We start from the raw sequence: 15,911 nt of genomic DNA, 5'->3' as shown, positions 1-15,911 counted from the left end.
GATGAGTAACGACTTTCAGTTTATTCAGGTAGGCCGCAAAGATCCGACCAAGCAGCCCATTAAGCTGCGTGCAACACAGTTTATTGAAATTTATCAGCCTTTTACTCAACCACAGGTCAACGAGCAGGCAGACCGCTGCCTGGACTGCGGTAACCCTTACTGTGAATGGAAGTGCCCGCTGCACAATTACATTCCCAACTGGCTGAAGCTCGCCAAACAGGGGCGCATCATGGAAGCGGCAGATCTGGTCCACGAGACCAACACCCTGCCGGAAATCTGCGGCCGGGTTTGCCCCCAGGACAGGCTCTGTGAAGGCGCCTGTACCCTGAATGATGATTTTGGCGCCGTAACCATAGGTAACGTCGAGAAATACATCACAGATACTGCCCTCGCCCAGGGTTGGCGCCCTGATATGAGTAAGGTCACGCCCCGCAAAGAGCGGGTGGCGATCGTCGGTGCTGGCCCGGCGGGCCTTGGCTGCGCCGATATCCTGGCCCGCAACGGCATCAAGGCAGTGGTGTTCGACAAATATCCACAAATCGGCGGCCTGCTGACCTACGGTATTCCTTCATTCAAACTGGATAAGTCGGTGATGCAGACCCGCCGAACCGTGCTGGAGGGTATGGGCATCGAGTTTCGTCTGGGCGTTACCGTGGGCAAGGACATCGCCTTCGCCGACCTGCTTAAAGACTATGACGCCGTATTCCTCGGCATGGGCACCTACAGCGCCATGAAGGCGGGGCTGCCCGGTGAAGACGCCGACGGTGTGCTACAGGCATTGCCCTATCTGATTGGCAACACCATGTCGCTGCTCGGTCAGCAAAGTGAACAGAACCCCTATATCGACCTGGCAGGTAAAAAAGTCGTGGTACTGGGTGGCGGTGACACCGCCATGGACTGCGTGCGTACCGCAGTGCGCCAGGGCGCGCGCGAAGTGACCTGTGCTTACCGCCGCGATGAAGCCAACATGCCCGGCTCCCGCCGCGAGGTGCAAAACGCCCGCGAAGAAGGGGTGAACTTCCTGTTCAACCGTCAGCCTGTTGCCATCAAGACCGAAAACGGCGCCGTGGTGGGTATCGAGTGCATCGAGACCCGCATGGGTGAACCCGATGCCAATGGCCGCCGCTCTGCCGAGCCCGTTCCCGGCAGCGAACAGCTCCTCGAAGCCGATGCCATCATCATCGCCTTTGGCTTCCAGCCAAGTCCTGCCCCCTGGTTTGCCGATTTCGATATCGCCCTGGATGACAAGGGCCGGGTCAAGGCCAGCAAAGCCGATGACAATCCATTCCAAACCAGCAATCCCAAGGTGTTTGCCGGTGGCGACATGGTCCGGGGCTCAGACCTGGTGGTCACTGCCATCGCCGAAGGCCGCGAAGCCGCGCTCGGGATCCTCAACTATCTGGAATCGGCCAAAGCCTGATCCCAACAACAAGTTGCTTGTGTCTTGCGCATCCAAAGGTTCGCCTGAGGATGCGCTTTTTTATCTCTGCAGCTTGCCTGTGTGCCGGTCAGTCGACTGTGGTATATTGGCTGCCATTCTCTAAAGCAGTTCAAAGGCAAGTTTATGAAAATTGGTATTATCGGCGCCATGGAGCCCGAAGTTGCTCACCTTATTGCTTCTCTGGAAAACCCAGTTGTAAGCCAAATAGCCGGCATCGAATTCACCCAGGGTGAACTCAATGGCAAGCAGGTCATAGTGACCCGCTCCGGTATAGGCAAGGTCGCAGCAGCGCTCGCCACCACCCTGCTTATCGATAAGTTTGCTCCCGATTACGTGATTAATACCGGCTCAGCCGGTGGCTTTGTGGACAGCCTGACCATTGGTGATGTGGTGATTGGCAGTGAGGTGCGTTACCACGATGTGGACGTGACGGCTTTTGGCTATGAAATCGGCCAGATGGCGCAGCAGCCGGCCGCCTTTGTGTGTGATGCCCACCTGGTAGAAGCCGCTAAAAATGCCGTGGCGAAACTGGGTGAGGTAAAAACCGTAGCAGGCCTTATCTGTACCGGTGACAGCTTTATTTGCGACCCGGTCCGTACTGCAAAAATGCAGGCAGATTTCCCCACCATGGCCGCCTGTGAAATGGAAGGTGCCGCCATCGGTCAGGTGTGCCATCAGTTCGCCACCCCATTTGTGGTGATCCGCTCTCTGTCGGATAATGCCAACAACGACAGCCCGGTCGACTTTGAGTCTTATCTGGTGAAAGCCGGTCATCACTCTGCTCTGATGGTCATGGCGCTGATTGAAGGCCTGTAAATGACCGAAAGCCAGTTTGTCAGCCAGCTGATTGCCCTGGATGGAGCCCTGTTTGAAGGCTTCCTTATCATCCTGTGCGCGCTGCCACTGGCACGACTGGCTCCTTTGCCGAGGGAAATGCAGCCACTGGTGTGGTTTGGCGTGCTGGCAAGAGAGCTTGCCCGCAAAGTGAATCACCCATCGCGGGGACCGCGCCAACAGCTTATTGCCGGTATTATGGCGACAATACTGCTGGTACTGCCCTTTTGGCTTATCATCGCCTTTTTGCTGGACTTGGCAGCCTTTCCCTGGTTTTTCGAGTTTTTAATTCTCTACCTCTGCCTGTCGGATGCCAGTTTTGCCCAGGTCGCCGAAGAGGTGCAGCGGGCACTGGGCCATGGCGATAAAGACAGGGCCAGAAAGCTGCTGAGACAGTACCTGTCACGGGATACCGCTGAGCTATCCGAGGCAGGGCTTGCCAAGGCCACCATCGAAAAGCTGGTCACGGCCCCCATCTACGGCACAGCAGGGGTGGTGTTTTTCTATGCCCTGGCCGGTGCGCCCATGGTGCTGCTGGTGCGAATGCTCAAACAGCTGGAGTTGGTGTGGCCCCCCATGTCACCGGATTTCCGTGCCTTTGTCGCGCCGGTTAATCTACTGGTCTCGGCACTGCTTTACATTCCTGCCTGGCTATGGAGCCTGACACTGGCCATTGTTGGCGGCCCCAGCGGTTTTAAGGCCCTGCTAACCCCCAGACGCTGGCAGCCCCTGTCCAATCCCATGCGGGCGGCATATGTTGCCGCGACAGTGCTGAACACAGAGCTTGGCGGACCACACAAATACCGAGGCAACCGGGTTGCCGTAGATAAGGTCGGCAAAGGCCCCTTGCCCGATACCGCCAAAATCGGTGAAGCCATAAAATTGTCCAACCGTGCCTGTTTCAGCTGGTTGGCCTTTCTGCTGTTTTTACCCCTTGCATGGACCCTGCTCAGATACAGCCAGACGCTGTAATTTGGTAGCCAACGCACTATAATGGCTCGCCTCAGGGGAATCTCTCCACTTTCCATAACGGGCACTCAACGTGTTAGAACAACTGCATATCTCGCTGACAACACCGGCGCTGCTTTTTCCGGCCATTTCATTACTGCTGCTGGCTTATACCAATAGGTTCTTTTCACTGGCCGCACTGATACGAAGCCTCTCCAGTGGCAAAGAACCCGTGCATCAGAACCAAATCACCAATCTGAAAAAGCGAATTGTGATTATCAGACGCATGCAGGAAGCGGGCGTCAGCAGCTTTGCCCTGTGCGTGCTGTGCATGATTTTTATCTACATTGGCATGAATAAAACCGGCTCACTCATCTTCGGTGCCAGCCTGCTGCTCCTGCTGTACTCGCTGATCCTCTCGGTTGTTGAAATTCGCATCTCGGTCGATGCGCTCAATATCCACCTGAAAGAGATGAGCGAATGAGCTGGTTTTACTTTTTTGACCTTTGCGGCACAGCCGTGTTTGCGCTCACCGGAGCCCTCGCGGCAGGCAGACACAGAATGGACCCCTTTGGCGTGACAGTGCTGGCCGCCGTTACGGCCGTGGGTGGCGGTACGATTCGGGATGCCATTATCGGTGCCACCCCGGTGTTTTGGCTGCGCGACCCCAATTACCTGATTGTCATCCTGGCAACCGTGGGTTTTACCCTGGTGTTTATCCGGCGCCCCCGTAAGGTGCCCCAATACACCCTGCCCATCGCCGATGCGCTGGGATTGGCACTATTTACCGTGATAGGCGCCCAAAAAGCGCTCAGCCTCGGCCTTAATGGCATGTCTGCTGTGATCATGGGCTTGATTACCGGCGTGGGTGGCGGCATTATCCGGGATGTACTCTGTCGCCAAATTCCCATGGTGCTCAGAACCGAAATCTACGCAACCGCCTCCATTCTGGGTGGCATTGCCTATACCCTCAGCCTGCAATTAGGCATGAACAGCCAAACCGCTCTTTGGCTGTCGATGCTCAGTGCGCTGATCTTGAGGCTTGCGGCCATTCGCTGGCACCTTTCATTGCCGGCCTTCGACCTGAAAACCCGGAGAGACTGACTTTTGCGATATCTGGTGTTACTGCTTTATTTTCTGACTTCCTGGGCGACCGCCAGCAGCGGTGAGATGCCTGAAGAACAGCAAATGGCAGTAAACTATATTCAGGCGCTGACAGAGCATGACTACAGCGCCCTCGCCAGATACTACAATCGCGACAGTGTTTTTCAGGACAGAACCGCCGGACGCAAATACAAGGGTGGGCGTTTTATTATCGAATTTTTCGAGCGCGCCCACGCCGGTGTACTGGAATACAACTTCAGCATTGAGCACATGTACAACTCAGGCTCTCTGGTGGTCATGATAGGCAACTACCGTTTCAAGGGGCCGGGAGAGCAATTCGGCAAGCCGGGTAAAATCATTGACGTAGCTGTTCCAGCAGTTACAACCCTGAGATTGGATATGCGCAATCACAGGGTGACCGAACACACCGACCTTATCGACTATCAGACCATGGCCGACCAGTTATCCATGCAATAAACGCCATCTGTTCAAAAGATTGTCTGCCAACAGAATCTTAAAAAACAAAACGGGCGCCTCAGGCGCCCGTTTTGTTTTATGAGGTGAAAGAGCAGTATTAGCTCAGAGTCACCTTGGCAAACTTGCGCTTGCCAACCTGGAATACGGCGCTCAGACCGGCACTGAATACCTGCTTGGCATCTTCCAGCTTTTCACCGTCCATTTTCACCGCTCCCTGCTTAATCATTCGCATGGCATCGGAGGTCGAACCCACGAGACCAGCTTCTTTGAGCAGGTTGGCCACTGCCATACCTTCAGCACCTGCGCTCAGGGTTACTTCTTCGATATCATCGGGGATAGCCCCCTTCTGGAAACGGTCGATAAAGTTCTGATGAGCAGCATCGGCGGCGGCCTGGTCGTGGAAACGGGCAATGATTTCCTTGGCGAGCGCGATCTTGATGTCTCTTGGGTTGGCTCCGGCTTCCACATCGGCCTTGAACTGCTGTACTTCTGCCAATGGGCGGAACGACAACAGATCGAAGTAGCGCCACATCAGCTCGTCTGAAATAGACATCAGCTTACCGAACATTTCATCCGGCGCTTCGCTCACACCTATATAGTTGTGGGCAGACTTGGACATCTTCTTGACGCCATCGAGACCTTCCAGCAGCGGCATCATAATCACTGTCTGCGGCTTCTGACCTTCGGCCTTTTGCAGCTCCCGGCCCATCAGCAGGTTGAACTTCTGATCGGTACCACCCAGTTCAATGTCTGCCTTCAGCGCAACCGAGTCCCAACCCTGCAGCAGCGGGTACATAAACTCATGGATGGCGATGGGCTGACCGCTGCCATAACGCTTTTTAAAATCATCACGTTCCAGCATGCGGGCCACGGTTTGATGGGAAGCCAGGCGGATCATGCCGGCAGCACCAAGCTGCTCAAGCCAGCTGGAGTTGAATTCGATGCGCGTCTTGGCCGGATCGAGAATTTTGTACACCTGTTCCTTGTAGGTTTCAGCGTTGGCCAGAACCTGCTCACGGGTCAGTGGCGGACGGGTACTGTTTTTACCACTTGGGTCACCTACCATGCCGGTGAAGTCACCGATAAGGAAGATAACTTCGTGCCCCAGCTCCTGAAACAGACGCAGTTTGTTCAGAATAACCGTGTGGCCCAGATGGATATCGGGAGCGGTAGGATCGGCACCCAGCTTCACCCGCAGTGGACGGCCCTCTTTCAGTTTCTCAATCAGATCTGCTTCGAGCAGGATCTCGTCTGTGCCCCGTTTAATTTCTGCTAATACCTGGTCCAAATCAGCCATGTTGGCAGCTACCTCTGTGGTTATCCGATTTCAATCAAAGAGACCTATGTTACTTGTTAGCCTGGGCAAATGAAAGTGTGTACACTAGGCCCAATCGACAGGAAATAGGGATTTGGTACCCGGGTCAAATGACAAAGGTTATTACGCTTCTCAAGCTGCTCCCCAAAAAGCATCAGGTCATTCTGAGCATTCTTTTATTGTTAACCACAGTCACCCTGTTTTTCCCCTCTGAGGATGCCGAAGCCTCACGGCAAACCCCAACAGCAAACGACAATATCGATTTTACCCTGCCCTTGTCGCAGCGCACCCCCACGCCGCCGATGGGCCAGGCCGCAGACATAGACATAGCCGCCCCCAATGGTGAGAGCGTGCAGGAAGCCATGCCAAGTGCAAAAGCCAGCGCAACGCCCTCAAACCGCGAGGTAGAGCATTTTGAAGTATCCAGGGGCGACACATTGGCGGCACTGTTTCAGCGTGCCGGACTCTCCAGCCGCGATGTTTACGAAATCACCCGGCTGCCGGAGGCCAAAAACAACCTGCTGAAAATCATGCCTGGGGAAGAAATTGTCATCATGAAAGATGACAAGGGTGAGTTTGCCGAGCTCAGTTACCGTATCGACGGCGTGTCGACTCTCACGGTACAGCGCACCGAATCCGGGTACAGCGAGCGAATCGATGTAAAGCAGCTGACCACGCGAACCGATTTTGCCCAGGGTAAGATTTTCAGCAATTTTTGGACAGCCGCCGTGGATGCTGGCCTTAACAGCGGCCAGATCATGGATTTGGCCACCGTGTTTGGCTGGGACATCGACTTTGCCCAGGATCTGCAAAAAGGCGATACTTTCGCCCTGCTCTATGAAAAACACTATGCCGACGGCGAGTTCGTGCGAAATGGTGCCATTCTGGCGGCTGAGTTTATCAACGATGGCAAACGCTACACTGCGGTGCGCTACGAAGACGGTAACTACTATTCCGAAAGTGGCCAGAGCATGCGCAAAGCCTTTTTGCGATCGCCGGTTGACTTCAATTACGTCAGTTCCAATTTCAACCCCAAGCGCCTGCATCCGGTAACAGGCCAGGTCAAGGCCCACAGGGGCGTTGACTATGTAGCCGCCATTGGCACACCGATTAAAGCCGCAGGCGCGGGCAAGGTGATAGAGGCCGGTTACAATCAGTACAATGGCAACTACGTGTTTATTCGCCATAACGGCACTTACACCACCAAGTATCTGCACCTGAACAAACGCAGGGTGAAAAAGGGTGACTCGGTTAAACAAGGCCAAATTATCGGAACACTCGGCAAAACCGGCCGGGTGACCGGGGCTCACCTGCATTATGAATTTATCGTCAATGGCGTACACAGAAACCCCCGTACGATTGACCTGCCCAAGGCAGAGTCCATTGGCAAGAAAGAATTGGCGAAATTCAGCCGCATCAGCAAGGATTTGATGGCTAAAATTTCCTTTAACAAGCAACAGCAACTGGCGCTGGCGCCAGAGGGCAAACAAACTCCATGAGCCAATCTTTGTTTATCGGACTCATGTCCGGCACCAGTATGGACGGTGTGGACGCTGTCCTGGTGGATTTCGACACTCCATCCCCCAAACTCATTGCCACCCACACAGAAGCCATTCCGGAACACCTGTTCAAAGGGCTGCAGCGTTTATGTCAGCCCGGACAGGATGAAGTAAATCGGCTTGGACGACTCGACCGCAGCGTTGGCAGTCTCTTTGCCAAAGCCGTCAACAACCTGCTTGCCAGCAGTGGCATAGATAAGTCCCAGGTCGTGGCCATTGGCAGCCATGGTCAAACCGTTAGGCACATGCCCAACCTCGAGGTGGGGTTCACTGTGCAAATCGGCGATCCCAACACCATTGCCGCCGAAACAGGTATCGATGTCATTGCTGATTTTCGCCGCAAAGATATTGCACTTGGCGGCCAGGGAGCACCGCTGGTCCCGGCATTCCACCAGCAGATTTTTGCTAAAGCAGATAAACGCCGGGTGATCCTCAACATAGGTGGTATCGCCAATATCACCTGGTTGCCGGGCAATGCAGAGGCTGTACTTGGATTTGATACCGGGCCGGGCAACACCCTGATAGATGGCTGGATACAGCAGGTAAAACAACAGGCTTTCGATCGGGACGGCGCCTTTGCCGCCAGTGGTAAAACCGACAATACGCTCTTGGCCCAGTTGCTGTCGCATCCGTATTTTATGCAGCCATACCCCAAGAGCACCGGTCGTGAGCTTTTCAATAACGCTTGGCTGGAACAGCAACTGGAAAAGTTTGGCCACCTCGACGAGGCCGATATTCAGTCAACCCTGCTGGACTTAACCTGCCACAGTATCGCGGCGGATATTCTCAAGCTGTCAAACAGTGGCGAGTTGTTTGTATGCGGCGGTGGCGCCCTCAATATTGAGCTGATGAACCGCCTGCAGGCCCTGTTACCCGGGTTTACACTGACTACCACTTCGGTGCTTGGAGTTGACCCGAAATGGGTTGAGGCCATCGCCTTTGCCTGGCTTGCCCTGCGCCACCATCAGGGACTGCCGGCCAACCTGCCCGCCGTGACAGGGGCAAGACGCGAAGCCATACTCGGCGCCCGCTTCCCGGCGGCTTGATAATCCCAATAAAAAACGGCCAATCGGCCGTTTTTTATTTATCTGGCAATATCCGTCATTGCAGCGCAGGATGCCTCAATCGCATCACGTCACGCCTCGGATAGTTCCACGACACCAGTACCAGCTTTTGCTCTTTTTCTACCCACACCATGTTCTCCTGACGGCTGATGCTGTTGGGGGGCAACTCAATCAGCGGCCTGACCTCTGCCCTGGCGAAGTCAAAATAGCTGAGCAATGCCGAGCCCGAATGGCGCTGGCGGAAGAAGACACCGTCATCCGCTACTGTCCAGTTATAGCCATCACTCATCAACTTCGCCCCCAGCACCTGCTCCGGCTTTCCGCCTTGCCATGGCATGCGCCAAAGACCACGTGGCCCGGTGCTGTAGCTGAAGTAGAGCCAATCCCCCAACACCTGAAGACGCCGCACCATAATGGGAGACACCAGAGTTGGAGGTTTGTTGTCCAGATGGAAGCGGGTCAAACCATCCACAGTGCTGGCCAGCAAAAAGCTGTCGTCACCACTCCACTCGGGACGGCCATGGTTGATATAAGGCGACGCCACAACCCGGATGCTGTTGTCGCGAATATCCAGAATATGCAGCTTGTTACCCTCGTGATTGGTATCCGCGGCCACAAAGGCGATACGACTGCCGTCGTGTGACCAGGCGGGCGAAGTGGCCTGACGTTTCAGCGAGGTGTGCATTTGCCGCCGCTGCCCGTCCACGTCCGATGTCCAGATTTCATTGTGCTCTGACTCATTGGACACAAACACCAAGCGCCGGGCCTCGGGTGAATAATCCGCATAACGTTGGCTGAAGTTGCCGTAAATCATCGGAAACGGAGCCTGGGGCACCTCGGCAAATGGATGCATCGACACCAGCTGGCGATGATTATTGTAGTGATAGAACACCAGCTCGTCGGAATCGGGCACAAAGCGGGGGTAGCTTAAACCATCCTGATCCAGTGCCGTGATTTCGCCGGTTTCGGTATCGATAAGATAGCCGCCACGGTTACCCGCCTCTTCGGTGCTGTATACCAGACGCCGCCCGTCTCTGTGCCAGGACAGACCGCGTATATCTTCAATCCCCTGAGTCAGTCGCCGCTCACTGCCGTCGGCAAGCTGGCGTAAAAAAATGTCTTCCGATATATCGCCAAAACGCCTGGCGATGGCCAGAGTTTGTCCATCGGGACTGAAGGCAAAATCTCTGTCGCGGTAGGGGCACTCTGTGTCACAGGACAGGCGCACCGGCTCAGCCTCTTTCTCGGTCAAATCCAGCAGGTATATGCCTGCATTCTTTTGTGGGGCATTGGTGGTGATAAACGCCAGGCCAGTGCCATCAACGGTAAGGTCGATGGCCGTAGTGACGCTGGTGCAGTCGGCAAGGGGAGTGAGCTGACCATCTTTCAGATCCAGCCGGGTTATTTTGCACTCCCCGGCAGAAGCACTGGGGAAATACAACGACTTGCCGTCGTTAGACCAGACGGCGCGCAGCTCATCGGAACTGTCGGGGGTGAGCTGTCTTGGACTGGCATCGGGATGCTCCAAATCCAGCTGAAACAAGCTGCCGTTTTTACCGGGCTGCTGGCCGCCATACACCAAAAAGCGCCCATCGGGGGACACACTGGGGAAACGCTCTGAGCCGCCATCGCTGGTGAGCCTGTCGACCCCAAAGGGGCGGTGCAGCGTGTCCCGGTACCAATGGTGGCCTGCCACGGCCAATACCAATGCAAGCGTCACTGAGCACCCGATTAGAGCCCGGCCAAGGAGCCGACTCTTACGCTCAAGGCGCAATTGTCCATCTTCGGCAGGTAGCTCGAATCTGGGTTCGATACAAAGCCGGTACCCGGTTTTACGGACTGTTTCTATGACCTCTCCCGCGCCAAGCGGTCCGAGTTGCTGCCTCAGGTGCCACACTGCGTTGGTGAGCGCCTTCTCGCCCACGTAGGTATTCCCTTCCCAGATGTCAGTGATCAGCGCATCCCTCGTCACCACCCTGGGATAGTGATGAGCAAGATAAGCGAGCACTTCAACAAACTTGGGCTGCAGGGTGATGCGCTCCTGCACACAGTCGGCAGAGGCGGGAAACTGCAGGCTGTTGTCGCTCGCATCGATACGGCAGCTGCCGAGGTAAAATACGCTCTGTTTGGTCTCAAGCATCACAGGCCATCAGGGTCTTATTGGGGTGTGCTCCATATTAAAAGTGCCCCGAGTGCATGACAAGTGAAAACACCTCAGACAATTTTATCCAACTGATTGTATTTAAATTAAATAGATAAAAAATAGAGATAGAAACAAGCAATAATCGAGGCGCCTTTGATTGCTGCATCCGTCAACATTTTTTACAACCCGGTAATCAATCCGTCTGTGGGATCTTCCATGAAACTCTGCCCCCCGATACCAGCCCTCATAATAAGCAGTCTGCTCTCATTCCCACTCAGCCTGGCCAACCTTGCCCTGGCCGGTGAACAAGTGGCGGGCTATCAGATACCGAGCTCGCCTCTCGCAGCCTTGGTTGAACAGGCCAAACAGAACAAGGTGCTCTTGTCACCGGATGGCTTTTGGTTGTTAAGTTTAAGCCCACAGGGCGCCCCCACCGTCAAGCAACTCGCTCAGCCCATGATGCGTTTGGGAGGAACGGAAATCGACAGCCATGGTCATCTGCCGGGCAAATTACCCACCTTGTACGACGAGCTGAGTCTGAGGCGCGCCAGTGACATGCAGCGTCAATCCATCCCGGGACTGAGCGCATTAATGCCGGTTATGGCGCCCAAATTCTCCCCCGACGGTAAAACCCTGGCCTTGATAAGCCTCGCCACCGACCAGCCGAGATTACAACTGATTGAGCTGGCATCGGGTAAGGTGCAGGAACAGGACTTAAGGCTCAATTTCAGTTTGGGGGTAAATTATCGCTGGCTGCCAGACAGCAGCGCCTTGCTTCTGCCCCTTGTTGTCGGTGAGCATGGTCAGGCGCCCAGTTCGCAAAGCGCCATCCCTGGCATGCCCGCCATCAAAGAGAGTCAACCCAATCAGGTGGCCAAACGTACCCACAGAAATTTGCTGAAAAACCCAGCCGATCACCAGGCCTTTGCACAGCAGGTGTTAAGTCAGTTGGCTTTACTCTCTACAGAAGGTGAACTTCGTCCACTGGGAAGCCCCGTTTTTTTGCTGGATGCCGACGCTTCGCCCGACGGCCGCTTTATATTGGTTGAGCAGCTGACCGAACCCTTCTCAAACAGAGTCCCCTACCGCGGTTTTGCCAAACGCTTCGAGGTTATGAGTCTGACAAGCGGTGATGCCCTTTACCGTGTCCGGGTACCCGGCAGCGATGCTGAGCGGGATGATGCTGATATGCCCGGCCCTGCGCCAAGGCTGTTCCACTGGCAGGGCGAGGCCAACCTGGTGTGGGTCGAGGGACATCGCAGCGAGGCAAAACGTTCAAAGACGCAAGAAACTGACGCACCGGCAAACGACGCAGCAGTACATGAGAGCAGCGACGCGCAAAAAGCTGAAGCCAGCTTCAGGGATACCCTCTATACCCTGAGTCCGCCTTTTACTGTGTCCGCTAAAGTACTGGGGCAAACCCAGTGGCCCATCAGCGCCATCAATTGGCGCGATGATGGCAAGGCCTTGATAAGCCAAATCCGTCGCAGCAAGCAACTTATCAAAGTGAGCCTGCTAAGCCCCGCCACTGCCAATACCGCAACCGCCTGGCAGGACTGGTACCAGATAAGCAGCAAAGATAAATATCAGGATCCGGGCACGCTGGTACGTGACCCTGTGACCCATCTGGTGGCGACCCGAAACGGTGCCATGTATCACTATGGCGATGGTCACTCAGATGACGGTATGCGCCCTTTTTTGGCCACCAGTAAGGCAGGAGAAGCCCGCAGCCTTCTGTGGCAAAGTGCGCCATCGGCGTTCGAGCGGGTGGTGGCACTGGAGTCTCTCTCACCGCTTCAGTTGCTCGTGAGCCAGGAAACACCATTGCAACCACCCCGGCTCTACCGGGTTTGGCCTGAAAGTGGTAAACGCGAACCCTTGATACCACTGGCAAAACGCCAACCCGCCCTCGAAGGCATACAGAAGGAGCATATTCAGTTCAGCCGCGCCGACGGCCAACCCTTGTCCGGCACCCTCTATCTTCCGGCCAATTACCGCCACGGCGATGGTCCGCTGCCTGTGCTGATTTGGGCGTATCCGAGGGAGTATAAGAATGCCGAGGTGGCCGCTCAGGTCGACTTTAATCCACTCTCTTACCCCAGACTGAGTCCGCTCAGTGCTCCAGCCATGGTAGCTGCGGGATTCGCGGTGTTCGACAGGGTGTCGATGCCGATTATCGGTGTTGGTAAAAACAAGCCCAATGATACTTTTCTCGCGCAACTGGTGGCCAATGCCGAGGCTGCCGTCAAAGTGCTGACTGACAGAGGCATAGCCGAACCCGGTCGCATCGCCGTTGGCGGCCACTCCTACGGCGCCTTTATGGTGGCCAACCTGCTGGCACACACCGACCTTTTTGCAACCGGTATCGCCCGAAGCGGCGCCTATAATCGCAGCCTCACGCCTTTTGGGTTCCAAAACGAGCGGCGCAATTACTGGGAGGCCCAGGCGCTGTATCAGCAGATGTCACCCTTTAACGTGGCCGACAAGATAAACGAGCCGCTGCTGCTTATCCACGGTGAAGCGGATGCCAACTCCGGCACCTACCCCATGCAGTCAAGCCGCCTGTTTGATGCAGTGTCCACCCTTGGCGGTCAGGCCCGTTTGGTGACCCTGCCCTTTGAGGGCCACAGCTATCGCGCGCGGGAGTCCCAGTTGCATGTCCTGTGGGAACAGGAAGCCTGGCTTCGAAGCCATCTGTCACCCAAAGAAACGACGGCCGCTGCGGCAGCTCAGCCCCTGTAGATTGGGCCCGGTCAGGATGATTCCCGGGGAATGGCAAACCACAGCACTCTTTTTCCCCGGGTGAACAAATGTTACCATGCGGCCACAATCGGGCCGTGCCTTTTGCACGCTATTTGCCCCACCGAGAGAGTGCTATCCATGACCAAGAAAACACTGGCGCAAATCACCGCCATGACACCCGAAGCCCGCTACGACTATCTGGTTACCGAAGTTAAAGAACATAAGGAAATCTGGACGTTGCAGGATCAGGATGGTTGCGTAATGCTGACCACAGATGACGATGACTGCATCCCAATGTGGCCCTCAGAAGAGGCTGCAGCACTGTGGGCAGTGGACGAGTGGCAGGACTGCGAACCCCTGTCCATCCCACTCAATGAGTGGCTGGAACGCTGGGTAGTGGGTATGCAGGACGACGATCTTCAGGTGGCGGTATTCCCGGTTCAGGATGATTTGGGCGTAGTGGTGCCCCCCTGGGAGCTTGAGAGCCGCCTGCAGCCCAAGACCCGCCACTGATTAAGGGGAAACCATGACAGAGCAGAGCATACCCAAGGCAACGCCCATGCCCAAGCGACTGATAGCATTGATGTTGCTCTATACTGCTGCGGCAGTGAGTGGCATTGTTGCCAAACAGGGCGTGATCTTTTGCCTGTTGACCTTGCTGATGGTGGTGGCGGTGTTTGCCCGCCAACGCGCTGGCTTGTGGTTTCTGAGGGGTTACACCGTGCTGCAACTTGCCATGGTCAGCCTGCTGCCTTTCATTCTGGACCAAGGGGATGATGTGGCCACAGGCCCCAACACCCTGAACCTTGCCGGAATGCCCTTCGAGGCATCGGACTATGCCATTTTTGCCGTCCTGATTGGGTTGTGCATGGTGCAGGTTTGGCTGGTATTTACGCCCAAGGTAGGCAAGTTTTTCAATCGGGCTCAAAACTTCAACCTGATGAGCTGAGGTACCAGCCTGCGAAAGGTTAAGCTACCGAATAGCCAAATAAAAAAGCCGCCCTGGGGCGGCTTTTTTATTTATGGGCAAAACAGCTTACACAGAGAAGCTGGCGCCACAGCCACAGGTGGTGGTGGCGTTGGGGTTCTTCACAAAGAAGCGTGAGCCTTCCAAGCCTGAAGTGTAATCCACTTCACCGCCCATCAGGTATTGCAGACTCATGGGGTCGACCACCAGCTGAACACCCTGCTTTTCCACGGTGAAATCGCCGTCGTTCACCTTTTCATCGAAGGTGAAACCGTACTGGAACCCAGAACAGCCACCGCCGGTAACATAGACGCGCAGCTTGAGTGCATCATTCTGCTCTTCATCGAGCAGAGCCTTAACTTTGGCAGCCGCTGCATCGGTGAAAGAGATGGGCATGGCTACGTCAGTTTGTTCAGTCATTACTACCTCGAACTTCAGATTGCTGCCCGGAATTATCCGTTACCTGACTATTTTGTTCAAGTATTATACCGGGCTCTTTTGTCTCTCCCGTCAGCATCGGCAGGCTGAATTCCTGCTCTGCCAGCGCGGCCTGATTATAACGCCCCTTGGAGACACGTATCTTGGCCTTGATGGTCGTCAGTTGAAACTCTGCCGGGAATGTCACAGGAGTTTCAAGCACCTGGAAGTAACGGAAGTCGAAATTATCAAGCTTGGCTCCCACGTCTTTCAGCTGCAGGCTGGTCAGCTTGTTGTCCACCAACCCCACCAGGGTTAACTCCAGGCTTCCCTTGATGTTTTGCCGCCGCTTTTGCAGTTGGGTTAACACCACCTTGAGCCTTTGTTGCCCCTCAACCGGGGACGCCGTGAGCTCCATTCCGTGGATGGTAACACCTTCGGCATTTTCATTGGGCGCCATCACAGCGCGGTAAAACGCCAGCTCCCGCTCAAGCTCACGCTGTTTGGCGGCCTGTTCGGTGAACATGGCCTGCATCTGGACATTGGCTTCCTTCTCCACGGCCAGCTCCAGATTGCGACTCGCCAGCAGTTGATTCTGGGTTTTCAGCTCCTCGGCCAGTTGCTTGGCCCTGCCGCCACCAAGATTCAACACGGGTTGCTCCATGGACAGGGTCAAATGGTAGCTAAGGGCACCCAGTAAAAACGCGACCAGCATCAACAAAAACAAATACCAGCTCGAAGGGCGGAATTTGCGCTCCATCACTTGCAGCCTATCGAGCCAACGTTGATAATTCGCCATTGAATAACAGCCTCTTAGTAACTTTCGGTCCGCCGGACCGTCGACGGGGCAGAATAACAGCATAAGCATGGCAAAGGCCAGCACCCCGGGGCCTATGCACA

15 protein-coding genes are annotated in these 15,911 nt (G+C 55.3%); 11 read left to right on the top strand and 4 right to left on the bottom strand.

Annotated features, from left to right (window positions below; all coding sequences use genetic code 11):
- Position 1 precedes the first annotated feature (1 nt).
- The 6 genes from SAMA_RS04480 (at position 2) to SAMA_RS04455 (ending at position 4,804) form a co-directional block, all read left to right on the top strand.
- A complete protein-coding gene (locus SAMA_RS04480; RefSeq protein WP_011758973.1) occupies positions 2-1,420 on the top strand; it encodes an FAD-dependent oxidoreductase in 1,419 nt (472 codons plus the stop codon).
- Positions 1,421-1,564: 144 nt separating this feature from the next.
- Positions 1,565-2,257, top strand: a complete 693-nt coding sequence (gene mtnN / locus SAMA_RS04475; RefSeq protein WP_041409683.1) for a 5'-methylthioadenosine/S-adenosylhomocysteine nucleosidase — start codon at positions 1,565-1,567, stop codon at positions 2,255-2,257.
- Positions 2,258-3,247: a cobalamin biosynthesis protein CobD/CbiB gene (locus tag SAMA_RS04470; protein ID WP_011758971.1), complete on the top strand. Its 990-nt coding sequence runs from the start codon at positions 2,258-2,260 to the stop codon at positions 3,245-3,247.
- Positions 3,248-3,329: 82 nt separating this feature from the next.
- A complete protein-coding gene (locus tag SAMA_RS04465; RefSeq protein ID WP_041410130.1) occupies positions 3,330-3,707 on the top strand; it encodes a DUF2721 domain-containing protein in 378 nt (125 codons plus the stop codon).
- On the top strand, positions 3,704-4,327 hold the full coding sequence (locus tag SAMA_RS04460; RefSeq protein ID WP_011758969.1) for a trimeric intracellular cation channel family protein: 624 nt from the start codon (positions 3,704-3,706) through the stop codon (positions 4,325-4,327). The genes SAMA_RS04465 and SAMA_RS04460 overlap by 4 nt, the downstream gene beginning before the upstream one ends.
- Positions 4,328-4,393: 66 nt before the next feature.
- Positions 4,394-4,804, top strand: coding sequence for a nuclear transport factor 2 family protein (locus SAMA_RS04455; protein ID WP_083766433.1), 411 nt, complete (start codon positions 4,394-4,396; stop codon positions 4,802-4,804).
- A gap of 97 nt (positions 4,805-4,901) precedes the next feature.
- Here the strand turns inward: SAMA_RS04455 and tyrS are convergent, their stop codons facing one another.
- Complete coding sequence (tyrS, locus tag SAMA_RS04450; protein WP_011758967.1) at positions 4,902-6,101, bottom strand: tyrosine--tRNA ligase; 1,200 nt, start codon at positions 6,099-6,101, stop codon at positions 4,902-4,904.
- Positions 6,102-6,229: 128 nt separating this feature from the next.
- Here tyrS and SAMA_RS04445 point away from each other — a divergent pair, with 128 nt between their 5' ends.
- Together SAMA_RS04445 and SAMA_RS04440 are read left to right on the top strand one after the other, a co-directional pair.
- Positions 6,230-7,618: a peptidoglycan DD-metalloendopeptidase family protein gene (locus tag SAMA_RS04445; protein ID WP_011758966.1), complete on the top strand. Its 1,389-nt coding sequence runs from the start codon at positions 6,230-6,232 to the stop codon at positions 7,616-7,618.
- A complete protein-coding gene (locus SAMA_RS04440; protein WP_011758965.1) occupies positions 7,615-8,724 on the top strand; it encodes an anhydro-N-acetylmuramic acid kinase in 1,110 nt (369 codons plus the stop codon). Before SAMA_RS04445 ends, SAMA_RS04440 begins: the two co-directional genes overlap by 4 nt.
- Before the next feature lie 55 nt (positions 8,725-8,779).
- On the opposite strand, the gene SAMA_RS04435 is transcribed toward SAMA_RS04440, so the two are convergent.
- Positions 8,780-10,882 carry a winged helix-turn-helix domain-containing protein gene (locus tag SAMA_RS04435; protein ID WP_011758964.1) on the bottom strand — a complete coding sequence of 701 codons (2,103 nt, stop codon included), beginning with the start codon at positions 10,880-10,882 and terminating at the stop codon, positions 8,780-8,782.
- 219 nt (positions 10,883-11,101) lie between these two features.
- On the opposite strand from SAMA_RS04435, the gene SAMA_RS04430 reads away from it, so the two are divergent.
- The 3 genes from SAMA_RS04430 to SAMA_RS04420 all read left to right on the top strand — a co-directional run bounded on the left by SAMA_RS04430 (position 11,102) and on the right by SAMA_RS04420 (position 14,576).
- Entirely contained in the window at positions 11,102-13,627 is a 2,526-nt protein-coding gene (locus SAMA_RS04430; protein WP_011758963.1) for a S9 family peptidase, read from the top strand.
- A 138-nt stretch (positions 13,628-13,765) separates the two neighbouring features.
- Positions 13,766-14,140, top strand: a complete 375-nt coding sequence (locus SAMA_RS04425) for a DUF2750 domain-containing protein (RefSeq protein ID WP_041409682.1) — start codon at positions 13,766-13,768, stop codon at positions 14,138-14,140.
- 13 nt (positions 14,141-14,153) lie between these two features.
- On the top strand, positions 14,154-14,576 hold the full coding sequence (locus SAMA_RS04420) for a hypothetical protein (protein ID WP_011758961.1): 423 nt from the start codon (positions 14,154-14,156) through the stop codon (positions 14,574-14,576).
- An 87-nt stretch (positions 14,577-14,663) separates the two neighbouring features.
- On the opposite strand, the gene erpA is transcribed toward SAMA_RS04420, so the two are convergent.
- Positions 14,664-15,014 (bottom strand): iron-sulfur cluster insertion protein ErpA, encoded by a 351-nt coding sequence (gene erpA / locus SAMA_RS04415; protein ID WP_011758960.1) that lies wholly within the window; start codon positions 15,012-15,014, stop codon positions 14,664-14,666.
- Complete coding sequence (locus SAMA_RS04410) at positions 15,007-15,810, bottom strand: DUF6776 family protein (protein WP_011758959.1); 804 nt, start codon at positions 15,808-15,810, stop codon at positions 15,007-15,009. Before SAMA_RS04410 ends, erpA begins: the two co-directional genes overlap by 8 nt.
- Positions 15,811-15,911: the final 101 nt, after the last annotated feature.

This window comes from Shewanella amazonensis SB2B (genome assembly GCF_000015245.1).
Lineage (GTDB): Bacteria > Pseudomonadota > Gammaproteobacteria > Enterobacterales > Shewanellaceae > Shewanella > Shewanella amazonensis.
This window is presented reverse-complemented; position numbering and strand designations above follow the sequence as displayed.

Bases quoted from the DNA above. Each gene is read 5' to 3' on its own strand.
- SAMA_RS04455 (WP_083766433.1), top strand. From the start codon at position 4,394: ATGCCTGAAGAACAGCAAATGGCAGTAAACTATATTCAGGCGCTGACA.
- SAMA_RS04445 (WP_011758966.1), top strand. From the start codon at position 6,230: ATGACAAAGGTTATTACGCTTCTCAAGCTGCTCCCCAAAAAGCATCAG.
- SAMA_RS04420 (WP_011758961.1), top strand. From the start codon at position 14,154: ATGACAGAGCAGAGCATACCCAAGGCAACGCCCATGCCCAAGCGACTG.
- mtnN (WP_041409683.1), top strand. From the start codon at position 1,565: ATGAAAATTGGTATTATCGGCGCCATGGAGCCCGAAGTTGCTCACCTT.
- SAMA_RS04460 (WP_011758969.1), top strand. From the start codon at position 3,704: ATGAGCTGGTTTTACTTTTTTGACCTTTGCGGCACAGCCGTGTTTGCG.
- erpA (WP_011758960.1), bottom strand. From the start codon at position 15,014: ATGACTGAACAAACTGACGTAGCCATGCCCATCTCTTTCACCGATGCA.
- SAMA_RS04435 (WP_011758964.1), bottom strand. From the start codon at position 10,882: ATGCTTGAGACCAAACAGAGCGTATTTTACCTCGGCAGCTGCCGTATC.
- SAMA_RS04425 (WP_041409682.1), top strand. From the start codon at position 13,766: ATGACCAAGAAAACACTGGCGCAAATCACCGCCATGACACCCGAAGCC.
- SAMA_RS04410 (WP_011758959.1), bottom strand. From the start codon at position 15,810: ATGGCGAATTATCAACGTTGGCTCGATAGGCTGCAAGTGATGGAGCGC.
- SAMA_RS04480 (WP_011758973.1), top strand. From the start codon at position 2: ATGAGTAACGACTTTCAGTTTATTCAGGTAGGCCGCAAAGATCCGACC.
- SAMA_RS04440 (WP_011758965.1), top strand. From the start codon at position 7,615: ATGAGCCAATCTTTGTTTATCGGACTCATGTCCGGCACCAGTATGGAC.
- SAMA_RS04430 (WP_011758963.1), top strand. From the start codon at position 11,102: ATGAAACTCTGCCCCCCGATACCAGCCCTCATAATAAGCAGTCTGCTC.
- SAMA_RS04470 (WP_011758971.1), top strand. From the start codon at position 2,258: ATGACCGAAAGCCAGTTTGTCAGCCAGCTGATTGCCCTGGATGGAGCC.
- tyrS (WP_011758967.1), bottom strand. From the start codon at position 6,101: ATGGCTGATTTGGACCAGGTATTAGCAGAAATTAAACGGGGCACAGAC.